Genomic DNA, 13,855 nt, shown 5'->3' on the forward strand with positions numbered 1-13,855 from the left:
ACGTCTTCAGGTTGCTTCAGCTCCGGTTCAGTGTGGCGGCACGAGGCTGCCCGCCATGCTTCTCGCTCCACGCGCCCTGCGCGCACCGACCGTGCCGGTCATCGTCGCCGCCGCCGCGTTCGTCGGCTACGCGGTCTGGTCCCTGCTGCTGCACCACGTCTGGCTCGCCACCGGGTACGACCTGGGTATCTTCGAGCAGGCCGTACGGTCCTACGCGCACGGCCACTGGCCGGTCGCGGACCTGAAGGGCCCGGACTTCCCCCTGCTGGGCGACCACTTCCACCCGGTACTGGCGGTACTCGCCCCGCTCTACCGCCTCTGGCCGTCGCCGGACACGTTGCTGCTCTCCCAGGCAGCTCTGCTGGCGGTGTCGGCGATTCCGGTGACCCGGTGCGCGATCGAGCGACTGGGCGGCGGGCCGGGCGCGGCTTTCGGCACGGGGTACGCGTTCTCCTCCGGTCTGCTCAACGCGGTCACGTTCGACTTCCACGAGATCTGTTTCGCGGTCCCCCTGCTGGCGTTCTCGGTCGAGCGCCTCCTGCGGAGGGAGTGGCGAGCCGCGGTTGTCTTCGCCGCACCGCTGGTACTGGTCAAGGAGGATCTGCCCCTGACACTGGCGGCGCTCGGGATCTACCTGGTGTGGCAGGGGCAGCGGCGGCTGGGCTGGGTGGTGTGTGTCTGCGGGCTCGCCTGCACCGCCGTGCTGACAGGACTGGTGCTGCCCGCGCTGAACCCCGACGGGCACTACGCCTTCGCCGGGCGGATGGGCACACCGGCGCTGACCGACGGGCTGGGGCCCAAACTGATGACCCTGTTGCTGACGTTCGGGCCCACCGCGTTCGCGGGTGTTCGGTCACGGGTGTCGATCCTGCTGGTGCCGACGCTGGCGTGGCGCCTGCTGTCCAGCTATCCCAACTACTGGGGCCCGGGCTATCACTACAACGCCGTCCTGATGCCCATCGTTTTCCTCGCAGCGCTGGGAAGTTCTGCCGAACGCCTGCGCCGTCCCGCAACGGTGTGCGCCGTGCTGACCTCAGTCGTCGTGTGCGGTGCGTTGTTGCCTGGAGCGCCGCCACCGGCAACCGAACGGGCTGCGCTGGCGGCGGCGCTGGCATCCATCCCGGACGGCGCCACCGTGGCGGCGGGCAGTCAGGTGGCGCCCCACCTGACGAGCCGCTGCCGCGTGCTGTTCTTCCCCGAACAGCCGGACGCCTCGACCAGTCCGGAGTGGATAGTCACGACCCGCCCACTGATCGCCTGGCCGATCCCGGTGGCGGCTCAGGAGCGGCGGCTTCGGGAACTCCGACAGGAGCGCTACGTTGCGGTGATCGACACGGAGAAGGTGCTCGTCCTCCACCGAAGGTGAGCACGAGTCTGCTCAGGGACCTCGGTCTCGCTGGGAAGCATGTCACCATCGACTCGCACAAGCGAGCCTCAGTCGCCGTCAGGGCGCTGCGCGACCCGACCGGCGCCGTGATCCACTCCGACCGCGGCGCCCAGTTCCGGTCGGCTGGCGCGCTCACGGGCTGACCGGGTCGTTGGGTCGGGGCCCGTGGTGACAATGCCGCGATGGAACGTTCTCGACACCCGGTGGCGCACCCGGGAACGGGCGCTCTGGGCTCACCCCAATCGAGTTCGAGATCAACTCCACGGCCGCACCAGTGCCCGAACTGTCAATCGAAGTGTGAGCACCTCCTTCCGTCGCCTCGGTGGTCAAGCCGCGCTCCAGAGGCACAGCGGCGGCTCTCGGTCCCGCTTCGTGACGTACGTGCCCTTCGACTTGATCGTCACCACCAGGCCGCGCTCGCGCAGCACCCGCGTCGCGTGCCGGGCTGTGCCGAGCGAGACGCCGTACTCGCGCGCCAGCTGGTTCTCGCCCGGCAGCGGCGTGTTCGGGGCGAGCTCGCCGGAGCGGATGCGCGCCGCGAGCTGCTCGGCCATGGCTTCGTACAGGTAACCCGGGGTCTCCCGCTCGATGTTCATGCGACAAAAAGTATCATGAGAAGAACAAGATGTCCTGCGAAACGCCACGGCTAAGCTTCTTCCCCGATGACCGAAAAGGAAGCGGACGAGGCGTTCGACGACCGGCTGCGCGCGCTCGCCGGCCGGATCCGCAGAGCGCGCCGCGACCTCGACCTCAGCCAGGAGGACCTCGCCGACCGGGCCCGCGTGTCGCGGTCGGTCGTGGCCGAACTGGAGCGCTCACGGCTGGACCAGCCGAAGAGCAAGGAGGACCCGCGCAGCCGCCCGCCGCGCAACATCACACTCGACAGCCTCTTCCGCATGGCCGACGCGCTGGGCATCCACCCGGCGGACCTGCTGGACGACCGCTGACCTGGGTGGCGCCTCGCGCAGGCCTGCTCGGCGGCCGATCCGAGCGGTGCCCCTCGCCGTCTGCGCACCGGCTGGGCGGTCGATGACGTGAGCGATGCCCCAGCCATCCGTCGGCCCACCGCAGAGTGGGTGGGCGCGGGCCGCGCCGGGCGGGCAGGTTTCACGAGGGTGGTGCCGCTCGGGTCGCCGGGCGGCTCCGCGAGCGGCGGAGCGCGGCTCGGGTCGGCGATGCCGGGCCGCTCCACAGCCGGTGGCCGCCGCTTGGCTCGGCGACGGTGGCTGCGGGCGTAGGCGGGCGCCCGGGCCGGTGATCGTCCAGCGGTTCCGCAGACGGCGGAACCTCGCTCCGCGGTCGCTAACGGCGGCGGAGCGCGGCTCGCGTCGGCGATAGCCGGTCCACAGCCGGTGGCCGCCGCTCAGCTCGGCGACGGTATCCGTGGGCAGCGGCGCCGCCCAGTCGGCGGCCGGCTCCGCGGGCGCCGGAACGTCGTGAGTGCCGCGCGTGATAGGCATGCCGTATGCGCCTGCTGTTGCTGTCCAACTCGACCGCCCCCGGCAGGCGGTACCTCGAGCACGCCGGGGAAGCCCTTGCCGCCGCCCTGGACGGGGTGCGGCGGCTCGTGTTCGTCCCGTTCGCGCTCGCCGATCACGACGGCTACACCGCGCAGGTGGCCCAGGCGCTCGACTCGTACGGCGTGCACGTCACCGGTGCGCACGAGGGTGACCCGATCGAGTCGCTGGACGCCGCGCAGGCCGTGTTCGTCGGTGGGGGCAACACCTTCCGGCTGCTGCGGGAGCTCTACGCGCGCGAGCTGCTCGCCCCGATCCGCCACCGCGCCGGGCGTGGCACCGTCTACATCGGATCCAGCGCGGGCACCAACGTCGCGTGCCCCTCGATCCGTACCACCAATGACATGCCCATCGTGCAGCCGCCCTCGTTCGAGGCAGCCGGGCTCGTGCCGTTCCAGATCAATCCGCACTACCTCGACCCGATTCCCGGCCACATGGGAGAAACCCGCGAGGAACGGATCGAGCAGTTCCTGGAGGAGAACGACGTGCCAGTGCTCGCAATGCGCGAAGGCACCTGGCTGACGCGCGTGGATTCGTCGTTGACGCTCGGCGGGGAACCGGTGGGAGCACGGTTGTTCCGCCGGGGCGCCGCACCCGAAGAGATCGAATCCGGTGCCGATCTGAGTCCACTCCTCGAAATCGCGGGCCGCTACCGGTGAACGCCTGGGCCCACGCGATCAGGACCGGCTGGGTCGTGACCGGCGAGGTGCCCGGCCCGGACGTCGACGAGTTCGCCGACCCGGCGGAGATCACCCGCGCCCTCGCCGGCGCGCAGTCCGCAACTTTACTGGCGGTCCAACACCCGCACCGGACGCCGGAAGGCCGCGGCCTCTCGCTCGCCGAGGCCCTGCCCCGCGCCCGCCGCGTTCTGGACGGCCTCCTCACGAGCGCCTACCGCGAAGTGCACGACGTCGTCGCCGTCTACGAGGTCGCCGGCCGCACGATCGGCGTTCTCTGCCTTGTCGATCCGAGCATTGTCAACGTTCGACACAGCGAACAGGTCTACCAGCGGATTGTCGACGATCGGACAATCGCACTTTCCGGTTTGGGGCTTGCCACCAGTGCGGCGATGCTCGTGCCCCTCTCCGACGGCGAGCGGCTGACCGCGGCCGCACGGCGGGCGACCGTCGGCCGGGAACCCGCGGTGACCACGAAGGACGCGCACCGGCTGTGGCTCATCGGCCCGGGCCCCGTGCAGGACGAACTCCTCGCCATCGCGCAAAGCGGACCGCTGCTGGTCGCCGACGGCAACCACCGCGTCGCCGCCGCGGCGGCCGCGCACACCGGCCTCTTCGCCCTGGTCACCGCTGGCCCGGACCTGCACGTGGGCGCCATTCACCGCGCGCTCACCGGCACCGGGCTCAGCCACGCGGACCTCGCCGACGCGTGGCGCCGGATCGGGCTCACCGTCCACGAGGTACCGGACGCCGAGCCACCACGACTGCCGGGCACAGTGACCGTTTCACCCGACCTGGTGGTCGAACTGCCCGAACCGGATGGTCCGCTGCCGCACATCGACCACGGCACCGTCGAGGACCTGCTGCTCGCCCGCGCGCTCGGCGTCGACCCCGAAGGACCGCACGTACGAGTGGTGCCGGAGGGCCACGACCCCGGCCCGGACGTCGACGCGCTCCTGCAGCTGGCGCCGGTGCCGCTGGCGGACGTGCTCGCGGTGCACGACCAGGGCCGCCGGATGCCGCGCAAGGCCACCTACTTCACGCCGAAACCCCGCAGCGGCCTGCTGCTCGCGCAGCTCTAGGGTCCCGGCAGCACCCGTTCGAGCGCCGACCAGCCGGTGTCGAGAGTCCGCTCGTGTTCCTCGGCCCGGCCGCCGCCACGCAGGCCGAACAGGCGCTTCGCGAACAGCAGGTACACCACCACCGCGAGGTTGATCAGCAGCGTGAGGATCTTGAGCACGCTGACCTTGTGCGTCAGCTCGTAGATCTCCGGCACCAGCAGCACGGCCGTGGCCACGAACGTCAGGTACTCCGCCCAGCGCCGGGCCAGCCACAGCCCCACCGCCTCGACGCCCTCCAGCACCGCGTACGCCACCAACACCGCGCCGACCAGCCACAACGTCGTCGCGCGGGCGTTGAACAGCTTCTCCGCCTCGCCGAGGATGCCTTCGCCCGAGCTGCCGGAACGACCACCGAGCGCGGCCTGCAACGCGTCCATGACCCGGAAGAACGGGTCGCTGAGCGCCTGCCGCTCGTGCGCGAACGCGAAGACGGCGACGGCGAGCGCGGCCAGCACGACGAAGTGCAGCAACCGGTCGAGCGCGATGAGCCGCAGCACGTACCGGTCGCGCAGCAGCTTGCCCCGCAGCGGAACGTCCACCTCGTGCGGCTCCGGCAGGTACTCGCGCACCGGCGCCTCGGGCGGCGGCAGCGGGATCCAGCCGTCGCAACGCAGGCAGCGGTGCCAGCGCAGGCCGTCCCGCTCACGCACCACCATCGCGTCCTCGGGCCGGATCCGGGCGGTGTCTCGCCCGATCAGGTGGTGCCCGTGCCGCGCGCAGCCCAGCAGCTCGTAGGTCAGCCAGCGCTTCCGGCCCGCCGTTCCCGGCGGGGCGAGGAGCTGTTCTTCGGGCTCTGTCACGAACGGCAGGCTAACGCACGTGCACGGGTCCCGTGCAGCGCAAAGATACGATCTGCAAATTGCAGAAACTACTCGGTTTCAGTGAGCGAATCCGGAGTTTGCTACATTCCGGTGACGACGCTTCTGGGTCCGCACGGGCCGCCCTATGCTGCAGAGAGCCGAGAGAACCGGATGGTAATCATGGCAACTCGCATTGATTTCGGACCCGGCGAAACGTGTTTCGCCTGCCTCGTACCGCGCGACCAGACACCAGTGAACGAAGAATGGTGCTACGACGTGTACCACAGGCCGCTGTGCGGCCAGTGCGCCCGAGACGAATGCATTATCCACGAGCCGTGGGGTGAGGAATTTCCGGAAGTGGAATTCCTGTCGCGGGACGCCGCGACCCTGTCGTATTTGGCCCGTTGACGAACTACTCCTGCCGCACCCACCGGACCCGTCGCGGTATACCGTGGTCGAACTGACCGGCCACGGGAGGTGACGGGGTGATGGGGGACGCGGCACGCCCCACGGTGAGCAGGCGGCGCGAGGTCAGCCACACGAGCGCGCGCTCGCTGCTGATGACCGTGCTCGGTGAGTTCGTCCTCCCGCGCGGCCGTCCCGTCTGGACGTCGACGCTGGTCGACGTGCTGGCGATGTTCGGCGTCGAGGAGAAGTCGGCCCGCCAGGCGCTCGCGCGCACGGCGGCCGAGGGCTGGCTCGTGTCCGAGCGCGTCGGCAGGCGGGTCCGCTGGTCGCTGACCCCGCCGGGGCGGCGGCTGCTCACCGAGGGCGCGGAGCGGATCTACAGCTTCGGCCGCGACGGCGGCAGCTGGGACGGGCAGTGGCTGATGCTGCTCGTTTCGGTGCCCGAGACCAAAAGGGACCTGCGGCACAGCCTCCGCACGCGGTTGACGTGGGCCGGTTTCGGCTCGCCGACGCCGGGGGTGTGGATCAGCGCGGACCCCAGTCGCCAGGACGAGGCGGACGGCATCGTGCGCGAGCTCGGCCTGGACCGGGAGGCGATGTCGTTCGTCGCCGCCTACGGCCGGATCGGCGACGAGGACGCGATGGTGTCGCGCGCCTGGGACCTGACCGCGCTCGGGGAGCGGTACGAGGACTTCATCGACGAGTTCACCGGACTGCACCCCGACGGCGGCGGCGAGGTCCTGCACGCGCAGACGCGGCTCGTGCACGAGTGGCGCCGCTTCCCGTTCCTCGACCCGCAACTGCCGGTGCGGCTGCTGCCGCCGAACTGGAGCGGGGTGCAGGCCGCGGAGCTGTTCCACCGCCTGCACGTCGAGTGGCGGCCCGCCGCGCAGCGGCACTGGGCGCTGGTGACGGACGACGAGGAGACCGCTCAGATCTCCCAGACCTCGCCGGCGGGCTGAGTCAGCCGGGTGGCGGTACGCCGCACGGCGTCGGCGGCTTTGTCCTCACTGATGTCCCCGGCGACGAACACCACCGCCACGCAGCCGACGGTGCCTTCGGCGAGCCAGACCGGCGCGGCGATCTCCGTGAGCCCGGCGTGCAGCTCGCCCACCGTGCGCACGTAACCCGTCTGCCGCGCCCAGCCGATTTCGGGCCGCTCGTCCGGTCGCGGCGGCGCCGCCGACCGGATCGCCAGCCCGCACGCGCCGCGGTCCAGCGGCGCCCGCGTCCACGGCCGGTACGCGGCGACGCCGATGCGGTCCCGGTCCGGCTCCGCCGTGACCAGCGTGACGACCTGCCCGGCCCGGGGCACGGCGAAGAAAGCGGTGGCGCCGACGGCGTTCGCCAGCTCCGCGAGCACGTCGTGCAGCTGCGCCTGGGTGTCGCCGAGCACCGAGCGCGTCAGCACCAGCAGGCCGAGCCCGAGGGTGTACCGGCCTTCCGTAGTACGCCGAACGAGTTCCCGATCTTCCAGCGTGCGCAGGATCCGGTAGACAATCGACCGATGCAGTCCGGTCGCCGCAGCCAGCTCCTGGCTGGAGCGGGCCTGCCCGTCGGCCAGGATTTCGAGCACGTCGAGGGCGCGGTCGAGCGTCTGCGCCCGCACCCCGGGCTTGGTTTCCACCCCGTGCTCCCCTCACTGTTGTGCCGATCACCCTAACACGCTATGGTGCTCGAATATCGAGCTGACAGCGTCGTCATTGCTCGATACCAGAGCCGCTGCCGGGAGGATTTCAGGGCCGAGATGTCGCCGCGACACCGTCCACCGATCGATCCCCAGTCGTTCCGCCGCACGATGAGCCGGTTCACCAGCGGCGTCACCGTCGTCACGACGATCGACGGCGAGCACGTGCACGGCATGACCGCCAACGGCTTCCTGTCCGTCTCCCTCCAGCCGCCGCTGGTGCTCGTCTCCCTCGCCCAGAGCTCACGCATGGCCGGGCTGCTGCGGCGCACCGGCCGCTACGGCGTCAGCGTGCTCGCCGACGACCAGCAGCTGCACTCACAGCACTTCGCCGGCCGTCCGGTGGCGGGGCTCGACCCCGAGTTCGACCGCGTCGACGGCATCGCCTACCTGCGTGGCTCGCTCGGCCGGATCGGTTGCGACGTCGTGGAGATCCACCCCGCCGGCGACCACCTGCTGTTCCTCGGGCAGGTCACCCACCTGGCGCACTCCGACCGCAACCCGCTGGTGTTCTTCACGGGGACCTACCGGGCGCTCTACGCGGACTCGGGCGACGAGCTGTTCACCTACTGACGAAGGAGCGGTCATGGAAGGCATCGGCATCGTCGGCGCGGGCATCGCGGGCCTGCACCTGGGACTCCTGCTCCGGCAGCACGACGTGCCGGTCACCATCTACAGCGACCGCACGTCCGAGCAGCTTGCCGGCGGCCGCATGCTCAACAGCGTCGCCCACCACCACGCGACGATCGAGCGGGAGCGCGCGCTCGGCGTCGACCACTGGGCGGGCGAGGAGTACTTCTACTTCGGCCACCACCACTACCTCGGCGGCCCGCAGCCGCTGCGGTTCCCCGGGTTCTTCCAGGCCCCGTCGCGAGCCATCGACTACCGCATCTACCTGCCGACGCTGTTGCAGGACTTCGTCGCCCGCGGCGGCGAGTTCGAGGTTCGGCCGGTGCAGGCGGCGGACGTGGTGCTGCTGTCGGAACGGCACGAGCTGGTGGTGATCGCGTCGGGCCGGGGCAACATGAGCGCGATGTTCCCGCGCCGCGCCGACAAGTCGCCCTACGACTCGCCGCAGCGGAAGCTGTGCGTCGGCCTGTACGAGGGCGTCGCGCCTTCGGAGCCGCGTGGTGTCACGATGAGCGTCGCGCCGGGGCAGGGCGAGATGCTGGAGATCCCGATGTACTCCGCGGCCGGGCACGTCACGGCGCTGCTGTTCGAGAACGTGCCGGGCGGGGACCTGGAGATGCTCGCGGAGATCGGGTACGACGACGATCCGGCGGGCTTCGAGAAGACGATCCTGGAGAAGACGCGGGAGCACCACCCGTCGACGTTCGAGCGCATCGACCCCGCGAAGTTCCGCCTGACCAGCCCGCTCGACCTGCTGCAGGGCGGCGTGCTGCCGTCGGTGCGTGAGGACTACGCGCGGCTGCCGAACGGCCGGTACGTGGTGGCGCTCGGCGACGCGCACGTGGTGGTGGACCCGGTGGTCGGGCAGGGTGCGAACTGCGCGTCGTACTCGGCGGGGGAGCTGGGGCAGGCGATACTGGAGGACCCGAACTTCGACGAGCGGTTCTGCCAGAAGGTCGCGGACCGGCGGCGCAACCGGGTGCACGCCACGGCAGACTGGACCAACCTGATGATCCGCACGCCCCCGCCGCCGCACCTGCTGCGGCTGCTCGTGGCGATGGCGCAGAACCAGGCCGTGGCCGACGAGTTCACCGAGAACTTCAGCTGGCCCGACCGGCAGTGGGACGTGCTGGCGACACCGGAACGGGTGGAGCGGCACCTCGTCCGGCACGGCGTCGCCTGAATCCACTGTGGACTCCTGACGGGAACTGTCGGTGGGTGCGGCTAGGGTTCCGGGCGTGACCGAGCACCTGAGCATCCCCACCCCCGCCGGCTCCTTCGACGCGATCGCGGCGGGGCCCGCCGACGGGCGGCCCGTCCTGTTCCTGCACGGGTTCCCCGAGGCGGCCGTCGCCTGGGAGTACCAGGTCAACGTGCTGGGGCGCCGGGGTTTCCGCGCGGTGGCGCCGGACCAGCGCGGCTACTCGCCTGGGGTACGGCCGTCGACGGTGGCGGAGTACGGGGTGAGCGAGCTGGTGGGCGACGTGCTGGCGATCGCGGACGAGCTGGGCTGGTCGCGGTTCGACCTGGTGGGCCACGACTGGGGCGGGGCCGTCGCGTGGTGGACGGCGGCGGAGCACCCGCAGCGGTTGCGGACGCTGACGTCGGTGACCACGCCGCACCCCGGCGCCCTGGCCGAGGCGCTGCGCACGGACGAGGACCAGCAGCTGCGGTCGCAGTACATGCGGGACTGGCGCAGCAGCAGCACGGAGCGGCAGATGCTCGCCAACGGCGGCGAGGCGCTGCGGCGGATGTTCGAGTGGCGGGTGGGCCAGAGCCGGGTGGACGAGTACCTGCGGCGGCTGTCCGAGCCGGGGGCGCTGACGGCGGCGCTGAACTGGTACCGGGCGGGCAGGCCCGCGGGGTCGATCGGCAAGGTCGAGGTGCCGACGCTGTACGTGTGGAGCACCGAGGACGTGGCCTTCGGCTCCACGGCCGCCTTCGGCACCGAGCAGTGGGTCACGGGGCCGTACTCGTTCCAGATGCTGGAGGACGTCAGCCACTGGGTGCCGGAGGAGGTGCCGGAGGTGCTGACCGGGGTGATCCTGGAACACCTGCAGGGCAGGTGAGGCGGTCAGGACGAGCGTCCTGAAGCCCGGGACACCACCCCCGCTGGGGATCCGACAAACCGGCTTTTCGCCCGGCCGGGCGAAAAGCCGGCCGCCGTCAGTTGCGTGAGAACTCCTGGCTCACGGCGTTCGGGCCGTCGTACTCGCGGTCCGGCATCGACTTGAGGTGCTCCAGCACTGCGTCGTCCGCGCCCTGCGACTTGGCGTGCTCCACCAGCGCGTCGCGGCTGGCCGGGTAGTCCACGCCGGACAGGAACTTCTGCATCTGAATCGGGTTCGGAGTGTCCGCCATGATGCTTCTCCCTTCCTTGCTCCGGCCCCCGGCTACCCACCCTCGCGCCCGTCATTCATGCCCGATTCGGGCACCCCGCGACCGACCACCGAAAACTGTCGGTGGGCGCCGCTACGGTCGCGGCATGGCATACGACTTCCAGGTGACCGTTGATTCCGCCGACCCGCACGCCCTGGCCGACTGGTGGGCCGAGGCGCTGGGCTGGCACGTCGAGCCGAGTGACGAGGCGTTCATCAGGCGGATGGTCGCCGAGGGCCACGCGAAGGAGGAGGACACGAAGACCCACCGGGGCGTGCTGGTCTGGCGCATCGGGGCGGCGATCCGGCACCCGGAGTCCGGCCGCCGCGTGCTCTTCCAGCAGGTTCCGGAGCCGAAAACGGTCAAGAACCGCGTCCACCTCGACGTGCACGTGGGCGAGCACAGGGACGCCGAGGCGGCGCGCCTGACGAGCATGGGCGCGAAGGAGGTGTACCGCGGGCGCCAGGGCCCGTACACGTGGATCACGATGACCGACCCCGAAGGCAACGAGCTCTGCCTGGTGTGAATCAGCCCGTCCGGTACCACCGCGGCGAGGTGTTCACCGGCGGCTTCAACGCGGCCCGCACCACGAGGACGTTCGGCTCGTCGGCGCGCACGAACTCGCTCAGCAGCCGCCGGAAGGCGCGGCCGAAGCCCTTCACCTCGTCGGCGTCCACGCCGAACGAGCGGGCCAGGCCGACGAAGTTCGGGGTGTGCAGGTCCACCCCGCGGTGCGGCACGCCCGCGCGCGTCTGGTCGAACCGCAGCATCCCGTACCCGCCGTCGTCCACGATGATCACCGTCACCGGGAGCGACTCCTGCGCCAGGGTCGCCAGGTCACCGCAGCCGTACAGGAACCCGCCGTCCCCGCTGACACACACCACCCGGGAGGATCCCGCGGCCGCCGCGCCCAGTGACGCCGGGAAGCCGAAACCGAGCGTGCCCCACCCCATCGGGTAGGCGAACCGACGCGGGCCGCTCACCCGGTGGTAGCCACCTGCCCAGTAACCCGCCACGCACATGTCGGCCACCACCACGGCGCCCGCGGGCAGGGTCTCCTCCAGCGTGCCCAGGAAGTCCGCGGCCTGCGGCTCCTCCGCCCGCACCCGGCGGCGCACCCGCTCCTCGACCGCCCGCAGCCGCCCGGTCAGGTCCGGCAGCCCCGGCCGCGCCACCAACCCGGACACCAGCCGCGCCACGATGTCCCGCGCGTCGCCGACCAGCGTGACGTCCGGCTGGTAGTTCTTCGCCGCGTCCTTGGGGTCCACGTTCACCGCGATCAGCTTCGGCGGCCGCGGCATCCGCCAGTTCTGCGTCATCAGCCCGTCGAAGTCGGTGCCGACGCCGAGCACCACGTCCGCTTCGTCCCACAACGCGCCGACCTCGGGCGCGTGCACCGGCGTCGGCGCGAGACACGGGTGGCCGGGCGGCAGCAGACCACGCGCGGCGAACGTGGTGATCACCGGGGCGGTCAGCTTCTCCGCCAGCTCGCCCACGACCGGTCCGGCCTCCGCGCGCAACGCGCCACCGCCGGCCCAGATCAGCGGCCGTTCGGCACCCGAGAGCAGCGCCAGCGCGAGATCGAGATCGTCCAGGTTCACCGCCGCGAACCGCTCGGTGACCTCGGTGTCCGGGCCGCGCTCGGTCTCGGCGCGCAGGAAGTCCGTCGGGATGCCCACGTACACCGGCCCGCTCTGCGGCTCGCGGGCGATGCGCGCCGCCCGCGCCACCGCCGGGGCGATGTCCCGCGGCGAGGCAGCGGTGATCGTGGCCTTCGTGACCGGCGCGAACATCGCCGCCTGGTCGCTCGTCTCGTGCAGCACGCCGCGCACGGTGTCCGGCCGCCGCAACGTCGACGGGATGTCGGTGGCGATCACCAGCACCGGCGACGCGGACGCCATCGCCTCGCCGACCGCCGCCAGCGTGTTCGCCGCGCCGGGGCCGGTGGTCACGAGGGCGACACCCAGCTTGCCGGTCGCCCGCGCGTACCCGTCGGCCGCGTAGCCGGCGGTCTGCTCGTGCCGGGCACCGACCAGCCGGATGCCGCTGCCCGCGATCGCCTCCCAGATCGGCAGGTTGTGCACCCCGGGCAGGCCGAAGGCGACCTCGGTCCCCAGTTCGGCCAGCACATCCACCAGGTGTTCCGCGCCGGTCTTGTTCACTCGTCCAGGTTAAGCCCCCACGGCGGGGACGCACTGTCGGTGTGCCTCTCCCCTGGTCACCACTGCGGTGGCAGGGCCTCGGCGGCGGGTGGCGGACCGGGCGGCGTGCCGTCGCCGAAGGGGCGGCCGCCCAGCTCCTCCCGCCCGTGCGGGGTGGCCCAGCCGCGCAGGTCCGGACCTTTCGGCACGATCCGCGTCGGGTTGACCTGCTCGTGCACCTGGTAGTAGTGCCGCTTGATGTGGTCGAAGTCCACCGTGTCGCCGAAACCCGGGGTCTGGAACAGGTCTCGCGCGTATGCCCACAGCACGGGCAGCTCGGTCAGCTTCTGCCGGTTGCACTTGAAGTGGCCGTGGTAGACCGCGTCGAACCGGACGAGCGTAGTGAACAACCGGATGTCCGCTTCGGTGATCGTGTCGCCGACGAGAAAGCGCTGTCGCGAAAGCCGGTCGGACAATTGGTCCAACCGGGCGAAGAGCCGTGAATACGCTTCGTCATAAGCCGACTGCTGCGACGCGAAACCCGCCTCGTACACCGCCGCGTTCACGTCCCGGTACACCGCTTGGTTGATTTCGTCGATCTCGCCCCGTAATTTCTCCGGATACAGGTCGGGCGCGCCTTCGCGGTGGTACGCCGTCCATTCCGTCGACAGGTCGAGCGTGATCTGCGGGTAGTCGTTGGTGACGAGCTTCCCGCTGGGCACGTCGACGATCGCGGGAACGCTCACCCCACCGTCGTAACCGGGTTCGGCCGCCTGGTACGCCTCGGCCAGAAAACGTATGCCCAGCACGGGATCCCGCCCGTCCGGGTCGAGCGTGAACCGCCAGCTGCGCTCGTCCTGGATCGGGTCGGCGACCGCGACGGAAATCGCTTCCTCCAGCCCGAGCAGGCGCCGCACGACCAGGCTCCGGCTCGCCCACGGGCAGGCGCGGCTGACCACGAGCCGGTAGCGGCCGGGCTCCACGGGCCAGCCGTCGCGGCCGTCGGCCGTGATGCGCGCGGCGAAGTGGTTGGGCGCCCTGACGAACTTCCCGGTTTCCGGGTCGGTCGGAATGGTCATCCTGACACACTAGAGCGACTTTTCGCGCC

Annotated in this window: 16 protein-coding genes; 10 read left to right on the forward strand and 6 right to left on the reverse strand. The window is 71.1% G+C overall.

Features of this window, described 5'->3' with window-relative positions; genetic code table 11:
• Positions 1 to 55: 55 nt before the first annotated feature.
• Positions 56 to 1,366 carry a DUF2079 domain-containing protein gene (locus tag FHX82_RS07385; RefSeq protein WP_145937678.1) on the forward strand — a complete coding sequence of 437 codons (1,311 nt, stop codon included), beginning with the start codon at positions 56 to 58 and terminating at the stop codon, positions 1,364 to 1,366.
• 347 nt (positions 1,367 to 1,713) lie between these two features.
• Here FHX82_RS07385 and FHX82_RS07390 read toward each other — a convergent pair whose 3' ends face one another.
• Complete coding sequence (locus tag FHX82_RS07390; protein ID WP_145937679.1) at positions 1,714 to 1,983, reverse strand: GntR family transcriptional regulator; 270 nt, start codon at positions 1,981 to 1,983, stop codon at positions 1,714 to 1,716.
• 66 nt (positions 1,984 to 2,049) lie between these two features.
• Here FHX82_RS07390 and FHX82_RS07395 point away from each other — a divergent pair, with 66 nt between their 5' ends.
• The 3 genes from FHX82_RS07395 (at position 2,050) to FHX82_RS07405 (ending at position 4,663) form a co-directional block, all read left to right on the forward strand.
• Positions 2,050 to 2,334 (forward strand): helix-turn-helix domain-containing protein, encoded by a 285-nt coding sequence (locus FHX82_RS07395; RefSeq protein WP_145937680.1) that lies wholly within the window; start codon positions 2,050 to 2,052, stop codon positions 2,332 to 2,334.
• A 518-nt stretch (positions 2,335 to 2,852) separates the two neighbouring features.
• Positions 2,853 to 3,563: a dipeptidase PepE gene (gene pepE / locus FHX82_RS07400; protein WP_145937681.1), complete on the forward strand. Its 711-nt coding sequence runs from the start codon at positions 2,853 to 2,855 to the stop codon at positions 3,561 to 3,563.
• Positions 3,560 to 4,663 (forward strand): DUF1015 family protein, encoded by a 1,104-nt coding sequence (locus tag FHX82_RS07405; protein WP_145937682.1) that lies wholly within the window; start codon positions 3,560 to 3,562, stop codon positions 4,661 to 4,663. Before pepE ends, FHX82_RS07405 begins: the two co-directional genes overlap by 4 nt.
• Here FHX82_RS07405 and FHX82_RS07410 read toward each other — a convergent pair.
• On the reverse strand, positions 4,660 to 5,502 hold the full coding sequence (locus tag FHX82_RS07410; protein ID WP_145937683.1) for a DUF2127 domain-containing protein: 843 nt from the start codon (positions 5,500 to 5,502) through the stop codon (positions 4,660 to 4,662). The genes FHX82_RS07405 and FHX82_RS07410 overlap by 4 nt on opposite strands.
• An 81-nt stretch (positions 5,503 to 5,583) precedes the next feature.
• On the opposite strand from FHX82_RS07410, the gene FHX82_RS07415 reads away from it, so the two are divergent.
• Positions 5,584 to 5,910 (forward strand): hypothetical protein, encoded by a 327-nt coding sequence (locus FHX82_RS07415; RefSeq protein WP_145937684.1) that lies wholly within the window; start codon positions 5,584 to 5,586, stop codon positions 5,908 to 5,910.
• 80 nt (positions 5,911 to 5,990) lie between these two features.
• On the forward strand, positions 5,991 to 6,872 hold the full coding sequence (locus tag FHX82_RS07420; RefSeq protein WP_145937685.1) for a PaaX family transcriptional regulator: 882 nt from the start codon (positions 5,991 to 5,993) through the stop codon (positions 6,870 to 6,872).
• On the opposite strand, the gene FHX82_RS07425 is transcribed toward FHX82_RS07420, so the two are convergent.
• Positions 6,842 to 7,537, reverse strand: coding sequence for an IclR family transcriptional regulator (locus FHX82_RS07425; RefSeq protein WP_145937686.1), 696 nt, complete (start codon positions 7,535 to 7,537; stop codon positions 6,842 to 6,844). The two genes, FHX82_RS07420 and FHX82_RS07425, sit on opposite strands and share 31 nt — an antisense overlap.
• 120 nt (positions 7,538 to 7,657) lie before the next feature.
• Between FHX82_RS07425 and FHX82_RS07430 the strand changes: the two genes are divergently transcribed.
• Genes FHX82_RS07430 through FHX82_RS07440 form a run of 3 tightly spaced genes read left to right on the forward strand, consistent with a single transcriptional unit; the run spans position 7,658 to position 10,296 of the window.
• The gene (locus FHX82_RS07430; protein WP_145937687.1) at positions 7,658 to 8,170 is read left to right on the forward strand and encodes a flavin reductase family protein; all 513 of its coding nucleotides are present in this window, start codon (positions 7,658 to 7,660) and stop codon (positions 8,168 to 8,170) included.
• 13 nt (positions 8,171 to 8,183) lie between these two features.
• Entirely contained in the window at positions 8,184 to 9,410 is a 1,227-nt protein-coding gene (styA, locus tag FHX82_RS07435) for a styrene monooxygenase subunit StyA (protein WP_145937688.1), read from the forward strand.
• Between the two features lie 55 nt (positions 9,411 to 9,465).
• A complete protein-coding gene (locus FHX82_RS07440) occupies positions 9,466 to 10,296 on the forward strand; it encodes an alpha/beta fold hydrolase (RefSeq protein ID WP_145937689.1) in 831 nt (276 codons plus the stop codon).
• 97 nt (positions 10,297 to 10,393) lie between these two features.
• On the opposite strand, the gene FHX82_RS07445 is transcribed toward FHX82_RS07440, so the two are convergent.
• Positions 10,394 to 10,588 (reverse strand): DUF2795 domain-containing protein, encoded by a 195-nt coding sequence (locus FHX82_RS07445; protein ID WP_145937690.1) that lies wholly within the window; start codon positions 10,586 to 10,588, stop codon positions 10,394 to 10,396.
• A gap of 124 nt (positions 10,589 to 10,712) precedes the next feature.
• Here FHX82_RS07445 and FHX82_RS07450 point away from each other — a divergent pair, with 124 nt between their 5' ends.
• Positions 10,713 to 11,132 carry a VOC family protein gene (locus FHX82_RS07450; RefSeq protein WP_145937691.1) on the forward strand — a complete coding sequence of 140 codons (420 nt, stop codon included), beginning with the start codon at positions 10,713 to 10,715 and terminating at the stop codon, positions 11,130 to 11,132.
• 1 nt (position 11,133) lies between these two features.
• Here FHX82_RS07450 and FHX82_RS07455 read toward each other — a convergent pair whose 3' ends face one another.
• Together FHX82_RS07455 and FHX82_RS07460 are read right to left on the reverse strand one after the other, a co-directional pair.
• Positions 11,134 to 12,768, reverse strand: a complete 1,635-nt coding sequence (locus tag FHX82_RS07455) for a thiamine pyrophosphate-binding protein (RefSeq protein WP_145937692.1) — start codon at positions 12,766 to 12,768, stop codon at positions 11,134 to 11,136.
• A 56-nt stretch (positions 12,769 to 12,824) separates the two neighbouring features.
• Entirely contained in the window at positions 12,825 to 13,826 is a 1,002-nt protein-coding gene (locus FHX82_RS07460) for a glutathione S-transferase family protein (RefSeq protein ID WP_145937693.1), read from the reverse strand.
• Positions 13,827 to 13,855: the final 29 nt, after the last annotated feature.

Origin of the sequence: Amycolatopsis bartoniae, assembly GCF_014191255.1 — a bacterium.
In the GTDB taxonomy this organism is placed as follows: Bacteria; Actinomycetota; Actinomycetes; order Mycobacteriales; family Pseudonocardiaceae; genus Amycolatopsis_E; species Amycolatopsis_E bartoniae.

Bases quoted from the DNA above. Each gene is read 5' to 3' on its own strand.
- FHX82_RS07390 (WP_145937679.1), bottom strand. From the start codon at position 1,983: ATGAACATCGAGCGGGAGACCCCGGGTTACCTGTACGAAGCCATGGCC.
- FHX82_RS07430 (WP_145937687.1), top strand. From the start codon at position 7,658: ATGTCGCCGCGACACCGTCCACCGATCGATCCCCAGTCGTTCCGCCGC.
- FHX82_RS07420 (WP_145937685.1), top strand. From the start codon at position 5,991: ATGGGGGACGCGGCACGCCCCACGGTGAGCAGGCGGCGCGAGGTCAGC.
- FHX82_RS07395 (WP_145937680.1), top strand. From the start codon at position 2,050: ATGACCGAAAAGGAAGCGGACGAGGCGTTCGACGACCGGCTGCGCGCG.
- FHX82_RS07385 (WP_145937678.1), top strand. From the start codon at position 56: ATGCTTCTCGCTCCACGCGCCCTGCGCGCACCGACCGTGCCGGTCATC.
- styA (WP_145937688.1), top strand. From the start codon at position 8,184: ATGGAAGGCATCGGCATCGTCGGCGCGGGCATCGCGGGCCTGCACCTG.
- FHX82_RS07460 (WP_145937693.1), bottom strand. From the start codon at position 13,826: ATGACCATTCCGACCGACCCGGAAACCGGGAAGTTCGTCAGGGCGCCC.
- FHX82_RS07450 (WP_145937691.1), top strand. From the start codon at position 10,713: ATGGCATACGACTTCCAGGTGACCGTTGATTCCGCCGACCCGCACGCC.
- FHX82_RS07445 (WP_145937690.1), bottom strand. From the start codon at position 10,588: ATGGCGGACACTCCGAACCCGATTCAGATGCAGAAGTTCCTGTCCGGC.
- pepE (WP_145937681.1), top strand. From the start codon at position 2,853: ATGCGCCTGCTGTTGCTGTCCAACTCGACCGCCCCCGGCAGGCGGTAC.